Below are 14,737 nucleotides of genomic sequence, written 5' to 3'. Positions count from 1 at the left end.
CCTCATGACCCGCGGCGCCTCACAGGCAAACCTCGCCTGACAGGCTACTTCGCCTCACGGAACACTTTCCTCCGTAGGCGTCGGACGCAGAGCCCTGCGTCGATGAACGCGTTGACAGGCCCCGTGCCAGGCTCCCTTTCTTCGGCGAACCCGCTTGCCGCCCGGTCTGCGGGGACCTTCCGATGCTGGAGCTGACTGTACTCATGCCTGCCCCCACCACTCCTTCCCCCACGTTTGCGACGCTCGGCGTGCCGTCCGTGCTCGATAGCGCCCTCGCCCACCAGGGCATCGAGACCCCGTTCCCGATCCAGGCCGCAACGCTGCCCGACACGCTCGCGGGCCGCGACGTGCTCGGCCGCGGCCGCACCGGCTCGGGGAAGACGCTCGCGTTCGCGATCCCGCTCGTCGCGCGCCTCGATGCGGCGGGCGCCGCCGTCGCCCGCGCCCCGCGCCGCCCGCTCGGCCTCGTGCTCGCCCCGACCCGCGAGCTCGCGACCCAGATCAACGCGACCGTCGAGCCGCTGGCCCACGCCGCGGGCCTCACGACGACGGTCATCTACGGCGGCGTTTCCCAGCAGCGCCAGGAGCGCGCGCTCAACGCCGGCGTCGACATCGTCATCGCGTGCCCGGGGCGCCTCGAGGACCTCGGACGCCAAGGGCTCGTGGACCTCGGCCACGTGAAGGTCACGGTGCTCGACGAGGCGGACCACATGGCGGACCTCGGCTTCCTGCCCGTCGTGAAGCGCCTCCTCGACGCGACGCCCAAGGATGCCCAGCGGCTCCTCTTCTCCGCGACGCTCGACAACGGCGTCGACGCGCTCGTCAAGCGGTACCTCCACAATCCGCTCACCCACTCCGTCGACGAGGCGCGTGCCGCCGTCACGACGATGGAGCACCACGTCTTTGTGGCCGCCGACGCGGGCGCCAAGAAGAATCTCGTACACGCGCTCGCCTCCGGCCGTGGGCGTCGCGTCCTCTTCATGCGGACCAAGCACCACGCGAAGCGGCTTGCGAAGCAGCTCACCCTGGCCGGGATCCCCGCCGTCGACCTCCACGGCAACCTTTCGCAGAACGCGCGCGACCGCAACCTCGCGGACTTCGCGTCGGGCGCCGTGCGCGTCCTGGTCGCGACGGATGTCGCCGCGCGCGGCGTGCACGTGGACGACGTCGAGCTCGTCGTCCACGTCGACCCGCCGGCCGAGCACAAGTCCTACCTGCACCGCTCGGGCCGCACCGCCCGCGCGGGCTCCGAGGGCGCCGTCGTCACGGTCTCCCTGCCCGAGCAGCAGCACGAGGTGCGCGATCTCCTGCGCCACGCGGGCGTCAAGGTCGAATTCCAGCCTGTGACGTCGTCGTCGGCCGCCGTGGCCGAGCTCGTCGGCGAGCCGGCCGACTACGTCGACCCGGCGGAGCGCGCGGCTGAGGTCGCGGCGAAGCTCCCGCAGCAGGGCGGCGGGAAGTCGACCGGCGCGAACGCGCAGCGCAAGCGCGCGCGGCGCGGCCGCGGTTCAGGCGGGGCCGCGGCCGGAGGAGCTCCCTCGGCGGGCCGTGGGGACGCCCGTGGCGGCGAGCGTGGCTCGAAGGCCCGCGAGCGTTCCTCCGCACCGCGGAGCGAGGCCCGTGGCGGCGAGCGTTCCTCCGCACCGCGGAGCGAGGCCCGTGGCGGCGAGCGTTCCTCCGCACCGCGGAGCGAGGCCCGTGGCGGCGAGCGTTCCTCCGCACCGCGGAGCGGGGAGAAGGGCGAGTCTCGCGGCAGCCAGTCGCGGCGGTCCACGCCCCGCGCGGGCAGCAGCGCGGTGTGGAGCACGACGACGGGCGGCACCTCCGGCGGGAATTACGGCGGCGGACGCGGGGGCGGCGCAGCCTCCGGATCGCGTGGTGCCGGGCAGCGCGGCTCCGACGGCGGTCGGCGCGGCCCGCGGCGGGCGAGCGCACCGGCGTCGAACACCCGGCGCGGCTGACTCCGGGCGCCGCTGGCTCCCGGCGATGCCGATCGGGGCGTAGGCGCGCGGTGCCCGGGCGGGGCAGACTGGTGGCATGAAGACCCTGCTCAACGTGATCTGGTTTGTCTTTGGTGGCTTCGCCCTCGCGCTCGGCTATTTCCTCGCGGGGATGGTGTGCTGTCTTCTGATCGTGACGATCCCGTGGGGCATCGCGTCGTTCCGCATCGGGGCCTACGCGCTGTGGCCCTTCGGCCGGGCCATCGTGGACCGTCATGAGAACGTGAGCGTCCCGGCCGAGCTCGGCAACATCATCTGGCTCCTCGTGGCGGGGATCTGGATCGCGATCGGGCATGTCGCGACGGCCATCGCGATGGCGGCGACGATCGTGGGGATCCCTCTCGCGATCGCGAACCTCAAGCTCATCCCGGTCTCGCTCTCCCCGCTCGGCAAGCGCATCGTCCGCACGGACCGCCTCATGGCGGGCTATACCCGCTGACTTTCGCAACTTGAGCGCACCGCCTTTGTTACCTGAGGCCCGTGCGGATAGGTTGTCTACGTCAAAGGAGGCCCCATGCCAGACATCGACCCGTCGTATTCCGGCGAATGGCGATTCGACCCTACCCACACGCGCCTCGGCTTCTCGACCCGCCATGCGATGGTCACGAAGGTCCGCGGCGCCTTCAACGACGTTGAAGGCGTCATCAGCGTCAATGCCCAGGACCCCACCGAATCGGCCGTCAAGGTCACGATCAAGGTCGCGAGCATCGACACGCGCAACGCTCAACGAGACGAGCACTTGCGCACGAACGACTTTTTCGACGCGCCCCACTTCCCCGAGATCACGTTCGAGAGCACGCGCATCGATCAGGTCGAGGAGAGCAGCTTCATCGTCAACGGCCAGCTCACCATCCGCGGCGTGACGAGGGAGATCGCTGTGCCGCTTGAGTTCGTCGGCGTCGAGCGCGATCCGATGGGCAACCTGCGGGCCGGCTTCGAGGGGTCCCGGCGCATCGACCGCAAGGACTTCGGACTCAACTGGAACGTCGCGCTCGATTCGGGGGGCGTGCTCGTCTCCGACCGCATCCTGCTCGAGTTCGAGATCTCGGCCGTCAAGACCGAGGCGTCGCAGAACTAGGTCTCATGGCCGCGCGAGAGGCGCCCGACGGTTCGGCTTCGGCAGGGCCGCTGGGCGCCTTTGTCGTTGTCTCCTTCGTCGAGCCGACGCCCGTGGGAACGCGCTTCAGCAAGCGGTCCTGGCCCCTCCACGTGACGCTCGTGCGGTTCGACGCGCCGCGCGCTGCCGCCCTGGCCGCGTGCGGGAGGGCATTGTCGGCGCTCGACGGCGCGATCCGCGTCCGCGTCGCGGGGGAGGCCGACTTCGGCTACCGCGGTCGCGTGCGCGTCTCGCTCGTCGAGGCCGATCCCGTGCTCCAAGAGCTTCACGACGGAGTCCTTGCCGAGGTGCAGACTGCGGTGCGCGAGGGCGGCGGCCACGTGCACAGCCCGCAGCACACGGGCCGGGGCTTCCGACCCCACGTCTCGGTCCAGGGCACGCGGCGTGTGCGCCGCGGGGAGTGGCTCTCGCTCGAGACCGTCTCGCTCGTCGACATGGCGCCGGGCGGCGACACGTCGGTGCGTGACGTCGTCGCCGAGTGGGCGCCTCAGGCCTAGGGACCCCCGGTTGGCGCATTGGGCGTCCTTCCCCGCAATGGAGCTGCGGACCCGCGGCATCATTGCGGCGAAGGAATACCGATGCGGTGAAGGGGCACTAGGCCTGGCGTGCCGCTTCCCTCAGTTCGTCGAGTTCCGTGAGGAGGTTCGCGTGGGCGCGCTCGAGCCAGAGCTCGCGTGCCCGTTCGGTGTGGAACAGGGGATCGAGGGCCAGGAGATGCTCGAGGACGCGGGCCCGCCCAGCCCTGAACAGCTCGTCCGGGATCTGCGAGTACTCCGCCCGGACCTGGATCGTGTAGCGGCGGTACCCCGCGGGGTCCCGGGCGAGGACGGAAAGGTCCACGTCGCACAGGAGCTGCCCTGCGCCGTCGTCCGCCGCGGGGGCGTGGCTCGCCGTGAGCCGCACGAGGCGCGCAACCTCGGCGACCTCGCCTCGCGCAAGCCCCGCGTCGGCAAGCCGCGTCTCCGCGAGCTGGGCCGAGTCCTCCTCGTCCCGTCCCGCGGCGCCGGCATACACCGCGTCGTGGAACCACGCGGCGAGGACGACGGCGGGAGGTGCGGCGCCGTCGTCGGCAATCGATTCGAGCGCCGTGAGGACCGCGAAAAGGTGAGCCCCCGTGTGATAGCGACGATGGGGCTCGGACCAGCGCTCGACGAGCTCGCGCCCGAGCTCGGGGCGGCCCGGAAGCAGTCGGTCCCAGCGCTGGGCGAGCGGGAGCGCGAGGGCCTTCGCACGCTCGCGAGCGGGGACTCGGAGGCCGGAGGCGATGAGCGTCCGGGCAAGAGTACGGCCGTCGACGGGTATGGCGCCGCGGCGGACGAGGTCCGCGTGGCGGCGTTCGGGGACGTCGTAGTGGTCCTCGTCGAAGGCCCGCTCGGGAATCTCGGCCCCGGAGGCGAAGTCGTGGAGCTCGGTGAGAGACGTATCCGAGATGAGGTGGGCGAACACGGTTCCGTGCGCGGGCCACATCGGGGAGTCGATGAGGATGGCCATACGTCACAGCATCGCATGCTCGTTTTGTCGCCGTGACTTGAGTCTAGTAGACTCAAGTTAAATGCGTTGACCTGAGTGAGGCCGACGCGGTTGGATGGGGTCCGGTAACCGGGGAAGGAGCTCTCTTTTGGACGTCAAATTCACCACGAAGAGCCAGGAGGCGCTTTCGGCTGCTGCCATGAACGCCTCGACGGCAGGCAACCCGCAGGTCGAGCCCGCTCATCTGCTCAAGGCGCTCATGGATCAGCGGGAGGGCGTGGCGGTCGCGCTTCTCCGGGCTGCCGGGGCGGACCCGGACGCCGTGAGCGTCGCCGCGAGCACCGCGATCAAGGCCCTGCCGGCGAGCTCGGGCACCACGGTCGCGCAGGCCCAGCTGAGCCGCCAGGGCCTTCAGGTCATCCATGCGGCACAGCAGGAGGCGGAGCGTCTGGGGGACAGCTACGTCTCGACCGAGCTCCTCTTGCTCGGGCTTGCGGCCGACGGCGGCGCCGCCGGCAAGGCGCTCCGCGACAACGGGGCCACCCTCGAGTCGCTCAAGGCCGCCCTCCCTGGCGTGCGCGGCGACCGCAAGGTGGATAGTCCCGATCCCGAGAACACGTTCCAGGCGCTCGAGAAGTACGGCGCCGACCTCACGGCGATCGCCCGCTCGGGGAAGCTCGATCCGGTCATCGGCCGCGACGCCGAGATCCGCCGGGTCATCCAGGTGCTCTCGCGCCGCACGAAGAACAATCCCGTGCTCATCGGCGAGCCCGGCGTCGGCAAGACGGCTGTCGTCGAGGGCCTCGCCCAGCGCATCGTCGCGGGCGACGTTCCCGAGAGCCTGCGCGGCAAGACCCTCATCTCGCTCGACCTCGGCTCGATGGTCGCGGGCGCGAAGTACCGCGGCGAATTCGAGGAGCGGCTCAAGGCCGTCCTCGAGGAGATCAAGAGCTCCGAGGGGCAGATTGTCACGTTCATCGACGAGCTCCACACGGTGGTCGGGGCCGGCGCGACCGGCGATTCCTCGATGGACGCGGGGAACATGCTCAAGCCCATGCTCGCGCGCGGCGAGCTGCGCATGATCGGCGCCACGACTCTCGACGAGTACCGCGAGAACATCGAGAAGGACGCGGCCCTCGAGCGCCGCTTCCAGCAGGTGTTCGTGGGCGAGCCGAGCGTCGACGACACGATCGCGATCCTCCGCGGCCTCAAGGAGCGCTACGAGGCGCACCACAAGGTTGCGATCGCCGACTCCGCGCTCGTCGCCGCCGCGACGCTCTCTCACCGCTACATCACGGGGCGTCAGCTTCCGGACAAGGCGATCGACCTCGTCGACGAGGCCGCGTCACGGCTCCGCATGGAGATCGACTCCGCGCCGGAAGAGATCGACCAGCTCCGCCGCGCCGTCGACCGTCTCACGATGGAGGAGCTCGCGCTCGAAGGCGAGACGGACGCGGCCTCCGTCGAGCGGCTCGAGGCCCTGCGCGAGGACATGGCGGACAAGAAGGAGCAGCTCGCGGGCCTCAACGCGCGCTGGGAGGCGGAGAAGGCCGGCCTCAACCGGGTCGGCGAGCTCAAGGCCAAGCTCGACGAGCTGCGCTCGCTCGCGGACAAGGCCCAGCGCGACGGCGACCTCGCCGAGGCGTCCCGCATCCTGTACGGCGAGATCCCGACGCTCGAGCGCGAACTCTCGGCTGCCTCGGCGGCGGAGGCCGCCGAGGCCGAGGCCGGCGGCAAGGCCACGATGGTAGCCGAGGAGGTCACAGCCGACGACATCGCCGAGGTCATCTCGGCGTGGACCGGCATCCCCGCCGGGCGCATGCTCCAGGGCGAGAGCCAGAAGCTCTTGAACATGGAGGAGGAGCTCGGCAAGCGGCTCATCGGGCAGTCGAAGGCGGTCCGGGCGGTCTCGGACGCCGTCCGCCGCGCCCGCGCTGGCATCAGCGACCCGAACCGGCCCACTGGCTCGTTCCTGTTCCTCGGGCCGACCGGTGTCGGCAAGACCGAGCTCGCGAAGGCGCTCGCGGACTTCCTGTTCGACGACGAGCGCGCCATGGTGCGGATCGACATGAGCGAGTATTCGGAGAAGCATTCGGTCGCGCGTCTCGTCGGGGCGCCTCCCGGTTACGTCGGCTACGAGGAGGGCGGGCAGCTCACCGAGGCCGTGCGGCGGCGCCCGTATTCGGTGATCCTGCTCGACGAGGTCGAGAAGGCGCACCCCGAGGTGTTCGACATCCTGCTCCAGGTGCTCGACGACGGCCGCCTCACCGACGGCCAGGGCCGCACCGTGGACTTCCGCAACACGATCCTCGTTCTCACGTCCAACCTGGGGAGCCAGTTCCTCGTGGACCTGGACCTGAGCCCCGAGACGAAGCGCGAGGCCGTCATGGGCATCGTGAACTCGTCGTTCAAGCCCGAGTTCCTCAACCGGCTCGATGAGGTCATCATGTTCGATGCCCTGAGCGTCGAGGAGCTCTCCGAGATCGTCCAGCTCCAGGTCGACGCGCTCCAGCGGCGCCTGCACGACCGTCGGCTCACGCTCGAGGTCAGCGACGGCGCGCGGGCGTGGCTTGCGATGTCCGGCTATGACGCGGCCTACGGCGCGCGCCCGCTGCGGCGGCTCGTCCAGCGCGAGATCGGTGACCGGCTCGCGCGGGGGCTCCTCGCGGGGGAGATCAGCGAGGGCGATACGGTCCTCGTGGACGTCGCGGACGTCTCAGTCGACCTTCAGGACCTCACAGGCGCGACGAGCGGCGGGCTCAGCGTCACGCGGAAGCTCTCGGCGGATCAGGAGGCCTAGCGCGGCGCGCCTTGCCCGGCGCGCCCGTGGGCTACGGGAGCAGCGATGCGGTGAGCGAGTTGCCCTTCGAGCTCACGACGAAGCAGTCCACCCGCCGGTCGCCGTTGCCCCACCCGCCCTGGGTGGGGTAGCCGGTGCTCTGCTTGAGGCTGCTCGTATCCTGCGGGATGTTGAGCTTCGTCTGGCGGCACAGCTCGGACGCCCGGGATTCGAGGGCGTCCTTGCCGGGGTAGGAATCGCCGGCCGCGTAGGTGGTGACGGCCACGAGCTGGGCCGAATGATCGTACGTGCAGGCGACGACGCGATTGGCCTGGGCCTTGCCGTCGAAGTCCGCGAAGCAGTCGCCCACCTTGTAGTCCGCGGAGGACGTGGCGCTTTCGCTGGCAGGGGCGGGCCCCTCGTGCTTTGCCGTGAGCGAGGCGACCATCGCCCAGAGGACGAGGAGTACGACGACGGCGCTCCCCGACGCGAGCACGCGGCCCCACGCCGTGTGAGGCCAGCGGACGCCGAGGTTCGCGGGGAAGGCGGCGGTCCGTCGTCGTCGTAGGGGGACACGGGCCTGACGGCGCGTGGTGGGCTGCGACGTGGGGTCCGAGGACGGGACGTACGAACCCTGCGCGCTCTCCATGCCGTTCAATGCCCTTCCGTTGTGCCAACGAGGAGAGAGGGGAGCTGGGTCCCCGCAAGCCAACAGCGGGCTCCTCCCGAATACGCAGGCGACCGCAATTACATGTAGTCTAGACCTACGACAAATTGATCATGACTCCGGGGCCTCGCGAGCCTGCCTTCGCGACTACCTCCGGGACGAGGCAAAAGAGGGGGTCACGCCATGGGGCGCGGCCGTCAAAAGGCTAAGGCAACCAAGCAGGCTCGGGACATCAAGTACTACAGCCCGAACACTGACTATGCGGCACTTCAGCGCGAACTCGGCGCTTCGAACAGCCACCCGCATCATGACGCGAACGACCTCGAACCGGACTACTCCGAGTACGAGGACAAGTATGCGGATCAATTTGACGATGACGGCGAGGACACCCGGCAGACCGGCTGACCAGCGCGCATGAGCGAGGTCACTGATCGCACGAACGATCCCGCCGTGGCGCGAGCCCATGCGGCCGCGCTCCGCTCGATCGCGCGCGAGGTAGTCGAATCCGTCGAACTCCAGGATCCTGACGAGGCGCGCGCCGGACTGCTAGGGCTCCTCCGCGCAGGCAGCGTCATGGCACTCACGGGCGCGGGCGTCTCGACGGCCTCCGGGATCCCCGACTATCGCGGTCCCCAGGGCGCGTGGCGCAAGCATCGGCCCATGACGTACCAGGAGTTCCGCCACGATCCGGCGGCGCGCCATCGGTACTGGGCGCGCAGCTTCATCGGCTGGCGGCACATCGACCGGGCGCAGCCGAACCGCGCGCACAGGGTGCTGGCCCAGCTCGAAGCGGAGGGTGCGGTGCTCGGCGTCGTCACCCAGAACGTCGACGGGCTGCATGCCGCCGCCGGGTCCCGCAACCTCGTGACGCTCCACGGCGACCTCGACAAGGTCGTGTGCCTCAACTGCGGCACGATCGAGGGCCGGTCCAATCTCGACGAGCGCCTCGCGCAGGCGAACCCCGGCTACGCGGAGGCCGTGCGCCTGGACCCGGGGACGGTGAATCCGGACGGTGACGTCGAGCTTCCCCAGTCCTGGGTCGACCGCTTCCTCATGGTGGGGTGCCTCGTGTGCGGTTCCGTCGAGCTCAAGCCCGATGTGGTCTACTTCGGCGAGAGCGTGCCGCTCGAGCGCAAGGAGCGGGCGACGGCGATGCTCGCCGAGGCGCGGAGCCTGCTCGTCCTCGGCTCGTCGCTCGCGGTCATGAGCGGATTCAGGTTCGTGCTCGACGCCGTTCGCGAGGGGAAGCGGGTCGGGATCGTCAACGCCGGGCCGACGCGCGGCGACAGTCGCGCGGAATGGCGCTGGCGCGCGGACGTCGGCGAGGCGCTCGAGGTGCTTGCGGCCAGCCTCTGAACCTCCACGCTGCGGCGTCGTCAGAAGCTTCGCAGAGCATGCGCACGCCAACGTCCCCAGGTTTGCCGCCGAGCTCCCCAGCATTGAGGGGCGCCGGCCGGCGACTCGCCGACCTTTCGCAATGACACGCGGTGTGTTGTCGCCCAGAGCCGCGTGACTCAGGGGATTTGTTGGGTTGTGCAGGGTCGAAGGCTTATCCACCCTGCGCAACCCGACAATTGCGGGTAGGGGACGCCTAGGCGTACGCGTTGACGAGGCGGACCGCCCCGCCGTCGACGCCCTTGGCACCCTGGACGTAGTCCGGGCCGGCGGCTGAGGCGCCAGCCGAAGAGGACACGTCGTCAGTTCCCACGGTGCCCATGACCCACGCCGGCACGCCGCGCTCGGCGAGGCGCGCGAGGGCCGCGTCGGCGGCGCTCGACGCGACAATCGCGACCATCCCGACGCCGAGGTTAAGGGTCCGCTCGAGATCGGCCTGCGGCACGCCGCCGAGTTCGGCGACGAGCTTGAAGACGGCGGGAAGCTCCCATGTCGAGCGGTCGACGGTGGCGAGGAGGCCCTTCGGCAGGACGCGGGCGAGATTCGCGGCGAGTCCGCCGCCCGTCACGTGGCTGAACCCGCGCAGCGCGAGGTCGTGCCCGCCCGCCGTGCCGTTGAGGGCGCGGACGAGATCGAGGCAGTCCGCAGCGTAGACGCGCGTGGGCTCGAGGAGCTCCTCGCCGAGGGTCCGGCCGAGCTCGGAGACCTGACGGTCGAGCGCCCAGCCCGCGTGATTGATGACGCGGCGCACGAGCGAGTAGCCGTTCGAGTGGATGCCCGAGGATGCCATCGCGATCACGACGTCGCCTGAGCGAACCCGCTCGGGGCCGAGCAGCGCGTCGGCCTCGACGACGCCCGTGGCCGCGCCCGCGACGTCGTACTCGTTCTCGCCCAGCAGGCCCGGGTGCTCGGCCGTCTCGCCGCCCACGAGCGCCGTGCCCGCGACCGAGCAGGCCGCCGCGATGCCGCGCACGATGTCCGCGATGCGCTCAGGAACGACCTTCCCGCACGCGATGTAGTCCGTCATGTACAGCGGTTCGGCGCCCACCACGACGATGTCGTCCACGACCATGCCCACGAGGTCGAAGCCGATCGTGTCGTGCACGTCCATGGCCTGCGCGATCGCGACCTTCGTGCCCACGCCATCCGTCGACGTCGCGAGCAGCGGGCGGCGGTACGTGAGCAGGCGGCTCACGTCGAACAGCCCCGCGAAACCGCCGACGCCGCCCAGCACCGAGGCGTTGTGCGTCGCCTTGACGGCGTCCTTCATGAGTTCGACGGCGCGGTCCCCGGCTTCGACGTCGACGCCGGCGGCGGCATAGGTGATGCCGGTTGCCGGGGAGGCGTGGGCGGCTGAATCAGTGCGTGGGGCGGGAGTCGTCATACAGTGGCCTCGCGGTCTTCCGGGGTCAGCAGGGATTCGAGTTCGGAACCGGGTCCCGGGTCGCAGCCCGCGGCGCCGGGGCGCACGCCCGGATCCTCGTCGTCGGCCGGCTCCGTGCGCTCCGCGCCCGCCGGCTCAAGGCCCCGCTCGAGGACGTTCTTGCCGAGCTTGTCCGCGCTCGGCAGAGCGATCGGGTACTTGCCCGTGAAGCATGCCGTGCAGAGCCGTTCGCGCGGCTGCTGCGTCGCGGCGATCATGCCGTCCTCGGAGATGTAGCCGAGGGAGTCGGCGCCGATGGCCTGGGAGATCTCCTCGACCGTTGCACCGTTGGCGATGAGCTCGGCGCGGGACGCGAAGTCGATGCCGTAGAAGCACGGCCACTTCACGGGCGGCGAGGAGATCTTGACGTGGACCTCCTTCGCGCCGGCTTCCCGCAGCATGCGCACGATCGCGCGCTGCGTGTTGCCGCGGACGATCGAATCGTCGACGACGACGACGCGCTTGCCGCGGATCACCGACTCGAGGGCGTTGAGCTTGAGTCGGATGCCGAGCTGGCGCAGCGTCTGCGACGGCTGGATGAACGTACGGCCCACATAGGAGTTCTTGACGAAGCCGTGCGCGAACGGGATGCCCGATTCCTCCGCGTAGCCGACGGCCGCCGGGGTGCCCGACTCCGGCACGGGGATGACGATGTCCGCCTCGTGGCTGTTCTCGCGGGCCAGCTGGCGGCCCATCTCGACGCGCGATTCATACACGGAGCGGCCCGCGATGGCCGCGTCCGGGCGCGCGAGGTACACGTACTCGAAGACGCAGCCGGCTGGCGTCGCCTCGCCGAAGCGGTGCGTGCGCACGCCCTTCTCATCGATCGCGATGAACTCGCCCGGCTCGATCTCCCGGATGAAGCTCGCGCCGACGGTCGCGAGCGCGGACTGCTCGGACGCGACGACCCAGCCGCGCTCGAGGCGCCCGAGGCACAGCGGCCGGATCCCGTACGTGTCGCGCGCGGCGTAGAGCGTGCCCTCGTCCATGAACACGAAGCAGAAGCCGCCGCGGATCTTGGGGAGGAGCTCCATCGCGGTCTCCTCGAGAGTGTGGCCCCGCTCGCCCGCGAGGAGGGCCGTCACGAGAGCCGTGTCCGACGTGTTGCCCTGCTTCATCTCGCCAGTCAGGTGGCCGCCCGTGAGCTCTTCGATCATCTCGCGGAGCTCGGCGGTGTTCGTGAGGTTGCCGTTGTGCGCGAGGGCGACCGTGCCGTTGGCCGTGGCGCCGAGCGTCGGCTGGGCGTTGGCCCAGTGGCTGGCTCCCGTAGTCGAGTAGCGGCAGTGCCCAACGGCGATGTGGCCCGTGAGCGTGTTGAGCGTCGACTCGTCGAACACCTGCGAGACAAGGCCCATGTCCTTGTACACGCTGATGCGCGTTCCGTCGCTCGCTGCGATGCCCGCGGACTCTTGGCCGCGGTGCTGCAGGGCGTACAGGCCGTAGTAGGTCAGCTTGGCGACTTCTTCGCCGGGTGCCCATACGCCAAAGACGCCACAGGCGTCCTTGGGGCCTTTGTCAACAGGGTCTAGGTCAAGTGAGAGGAGTCCGTCACCGCGTACCACTGGTCAATTGTCTCATGGCCGCGGGAGCGTCCCTCTCACGGGGACGGCGGGCTCTGTTCGCCGTCGTCCTCCGTCTCCGCGTGCCCCTCGCCGGGTGCTTCCTCGGCCTCGTCTTCGGGCAGTTCCTCGACGATGGCCTTCCGGGCCCGGGCGATGCTCACGCGGTCCAGGATGAGGACGACGACGCCGCCCACCAGCAGGCCGGCGGCCACGAAGATCACAAGGAAGTAGCCGAAGATCGATCCGCGCGTGTAGCCGTCCGGAACGGGCCCCGTGTAGCCGATGATCGCGGCTACGATCGCCCCGAGGAGCGCGCCCGCTACCAGGAACGGGACGTATTTCGGGGCACGGCGAACGGTGATGCGGCGCTGAGAAGGCATGATTCAAGCGTACCGATCTCCGCGCGGGGCCGCGCTCTGCCGCCACTGAGACGGCGCCTGGACAGGAGCGTGGCCCCCGCATCGACGCGATGCGGGGGCCACGTGATCCGGGTGCGAGCCGGAGCGCTCGACCCAGGGCCGAATTGCCGGTGCCGGGCCGAACGACTGTGCGCGCTACGTGCTACTTGTGCGCGATGACGCCGCCGTGGCTGTTGGGGAAGAAGCCGCCGATGATGGCGGGCGTTCCAGGCCCGGTCAAGGTCTGCACCGGGGTCCGCTGAGGCGTGTTCAGGGTTCCGTTGCCGTCCTGGCCGTAGTCGCCGTCTCCCCAGTTCCAGGACGTGCCGTCGGAGAGCCGGATGTGGATGCCGTAGTAGCTCAGCGCCACGTCAGTGATCGTTCCCGTGGGAAGCGAGCCGCTGTATGGCGTCGCGTACTGTCGGTTTGCCACGCTTGCTGGATCGTGGACGAAGTAAGAGCCGTAGCCCCACGTGTAGAGCACGTTGTTGGTCCCGAGCGCTGCGCTGTGATACGCCTCGTGGTAGAACTTCGGCAGCAGCTTGATCCCGGTCAGGGTCGTTCCTGGACCGGTCAGAACGGGCGCCGCGTAATTCTGGTTGGTCAAGAGTCCATTGCCGTTCATGTAGCCGGTGCCGTCGCCCCAGCTGTAGACCGTCCCGTCTGAGCGCAGGGCGTAGCCTCCCTTGAACTTTCCGCGGATTTGCGTCACGCCGGAGAGCTGGGTGGTGCCGTCCGACAGGACGACGGGCTTCATGATCGACTGGTTGCCGGTCAAACCCGTACCGAGATCGGACAAATCGTTGATGCCCCACGCCCACACGCGGCCCTTGCTGTCGAGCGCGATGCCGCCCGTGTAGCTCGCCGAGATCGCCGTGACGAAGATGTCCGGCTTGGGGATCGTGACGAGCTTCGGGATGTTCGTGTCGGGGCCGAACGTGCCGTTGCCAAGCGAGCCGGTGCCCGAGTTGTAGCCCCACGAGAAGATTCGGCCGTGGGTCGTCAGCACGTAGCCGCCGCCTGTGAACCCGACGACATCGACGAAATTCTCGCCGGTGAAGAGGGCCGTGCTGCCGGAGAAGCTGAACTGGCCGGCGTAGAACACCGGCTGGTTCGTGCCCGGGGCGGTGGCGTTGCCCCCGTCGCCGTGGCTCCAGAGGGTGTTGTCGCTGCGGATGAGGTAGCTGTTGACGCCGCGGTAGCCCCCAGCCATGGCAATGACCGAGGACGCAGCCAGCGTGCCTGCTCCTCTCAGGCCCTCGGCCGGCACCGCATACTTCTCGAGTGTTGAAGCATTGCCTCTGAACAGCGTGACGTCGAGGTTCTCGCCCCACACGATGCCGTCGGTCGCCGGCGGAACGGCGTTCTGGAGGACCGTGAGCTTCGTGGTGCCAGACGTGAAGTTCTGGGCGGACGCGGTGAGCGTTGCGCTGCCGACGTTCGGCGGCGCGGTGACACCGACGACGCTGAACGTCCCGTCGACGTTGACCGACACGGTCGTGGGTCCGCCCCAGGTGTTCGGGTACCCGAGAGTGATCGATGCCGGAAGCGCCGTCCCCGGGGTCGGGATGACCTTTCCGGTGATCGTCCCGTAGACCATTCCCGGCCCGGTGACGTACTCGGGATAGTCGAACACGATGGTGCCGCTTTGGCCCCCAGAGGCAGCCGCGAGCGGCGTCGCGACGACGGCCATGGCGACGGGAACGCTCCACGCCGCCGCACGAGTGACGGTGCGTCGCGGAATTCCGCCCGGCGATGCGGTCCCGCCTTCCGGGGACACGGGGATATTCGGGTCTGGCATGATGCCTCTTTCTTCGGAAGATTTCGACGCCGGCGGCAATTCGGGGCGTCGGACACTCTGAACGGTAGAGGCTCCTCGCGGGGCGACCGGTCGAAAGAGCACTTTTGCGCCATTCGAGGGGCATT

The 14,737-nt window shown here is 69.7% G+C and carries 13 protein-coding genes; 7 read left to right on the top strand and 6 right to left on the bottom strand.

Annotation, left to right across the window (positions count from 1 at the left end; all coding sequences use genetic code 11):
• The first annotated feature begins 182 nt into the window (after positions 1-182).
• The 4 genes from RBS12_RS09105 (at position 183) to RBS12_RS09090 (ending at position 3,614) form a co-directional block, all read left to right on the top strand.
• Entirely contained in the window at positions 183-1,961 is a 1,779-nt protein-coding gene (locus tag RBS12_RS09105) for a DEAD/DEAH box helicase (RefSeq protein WP_307965764.1), read from the top strand.
• A 76-nt stretch (positions 1,962-2,037) separates the two neighbouring features.
• Complete coding sequence (locus RBS12_RS09100) at positions 2,038-2,439, top strand: YccF domain-containing protein (RefSeq protein ID WP_307965763.1); 402 nt, start codon at positions 2,038-2,040, stop codon at positions 2,437-2,439.
• A gap of 75 nt (positions 2,440-2,514) precedes the next feature.
• Entirely contained in the window at positions 2,515-3,078 is a 564-nt protein-coding gene (locus RBS12_RS09095; protein WP_307965762.1) for a YceI family protein, read from the top strand.
• Positions 3,079-3,083: 5 nt separating this feature from the next.
• Positions 3,084-3,614, top strand: coding sequence for a 2'-5' RNA ligase family protein (locus RBS12_RS09090; protein WP_307965761.1), 531 nt, complete (start codon positions 3,084-3,086; stop codon positions 3,612-3,614).
• A gap of 97 nt (positions 3,615-3,711) precedes the next feature.
• On the opposite strand, the gene RBS12_RS09085 is transcribed toward RBS12_RS09090, so the two are convergent.
• Complete coding sequence (locus RBS12_RS09085; RefSeq protein WP_307965760.1) at positions 3,712-4,608, bottom strand: DUF4031 domain-containing protein; 897 nt, start codon at positions 4,606-4,608, stop codon at positions 3,712-3,714.
• A 127-nt stretch (positions 4,609-4,735) separates the two neighbouring features.
• Between RBS12_RS09085 and clpB the strand changes: the two genes are divergently transcribed.
• Positions 4,736-7,387 carry an ATP-dependent chaperone ClpB gene (clpB, locus tag RBS12_RS09080; RefSeq protein WP_307965759.1) on the top strand — a complete coding sequence of 884 codons (2,652 nt, stop codon included), beginning with the start codon at positions 4,736-4,738 and terminating at the stop codon, positions 7,385-7,387.
• Positions 7,388-7,418: 31 nt separating this feature from the next.
• On the opposite strand, the gene RBS12_RS09075 is transcribed toward clpB, so the two are convergent.
• On the bottom strand, positions 7,419-8,015 hold the full coding sequence (locus RBS12_RS09075; protein WP_307965758.1) for a septum formation family protein: 597 nt from the start codon (positions 8,013-8,015) through the stop codon (positions 7,419-7,421).
• 201 nt (positions 8,016-8,216) lie between these two features.
• Here RBS12_RS09075 and RBS12_RS09070 point away from each other — a divergent pair, with 201 nt between their 5' ends.
• Together RBS12_RS09070 and RBS12_RS09065 are read left to right on the top strand one after the other, a co-directional pair.
• Positions 8,217-8,438 (top strand): DUF3073 domain-containing protein, encoded by a 222-nt coding sequence (locus RBS12_RS09070; RefSeq protein ID WP_307965757.1) that lies wholly within the window; start codon positions 8,217-8,219, stop codon positions 8,436-8,438.
• Positions 8,439-8,447: 9 nt separating this feature from the next.
• Positions 8,448-9,389: a Sir2 family NAD-dependent protein deacetylase gene (locus tag RBS12_RS09065; protein WP_307965756.1), complete on the top strand. Its 942-nt coding sequence runs from the start codon at positions 8,448-8,450 to the stop codon at positions 9,387-9,389.
• A gap of 235 nt (positions 9,390-9,624) precedes the next feature.
• Here RBS12_RS09065 and purM read toward each other — a convergent pair whose 3' ends face one another.
• The 4 genes from purM to RBS12_RS09045 form a co-directional block, all read right to left on the bottom strand.
• Entirely contained in the window at positions 9,625-10,812 is a 1,188-nt protein-coding gene (purM, locus tag RBS12_RS09060) for a phosphoribosylformylglycinamidine cyclo-ligase (RefSeq protein WP_307965755.1), read from the bottom strand.
• A complete protein-coding gene (purF, locus tag RBS12_RS09055) occupies positions 10,809-12,413 on the bottom strand; it encodes an amidophosphoribosyltransferase (RefSeq protein ID WP_307965754.1) in 1,605 nt (534 codons plus the stop codon). Before purF ends, purM begins: the two co-directional genes overlap by 4 nt.
• A 35-nt stretch (positions 12,414-12,448) precedes the next feature.
• Positions 12,449-12,793, bottom strand: a complete 345-nt coding sequence (locus RBS12_RS09050) for a hypothetical protein (RefSeq protein ID WP_307965753.1) — start codon at positions 12,791-12,793, stop codon at positions 12,449-12,451.
• A 181-nt stretch (positions 12,794-12,974) separates the two neighbouring features.
• A complete protein-coding gene (locus RBS12_RS09045) occupies positions 12,975-14,612 on the bottom strand; it encodes a hypothetical protein (RefSeq protein ID WP_307965752.1) in 1,638 nt (545 codons plus the stop codon).
• Positions 14,613-14,737 lie beyond the last annotated feature (125 nt).

The sequence above is a fragment of the Sinomonas sp. ASV322 genome (assembly GCF_030908245.1).
GTDB lineage: Bacteria > Actinomycetota > Actinomycetes > Actinomycetales > Micrococcaceae > Sinomonas.
This window is presented reverse-complemented; position numbering and strand designations above follow the sequence as displayed.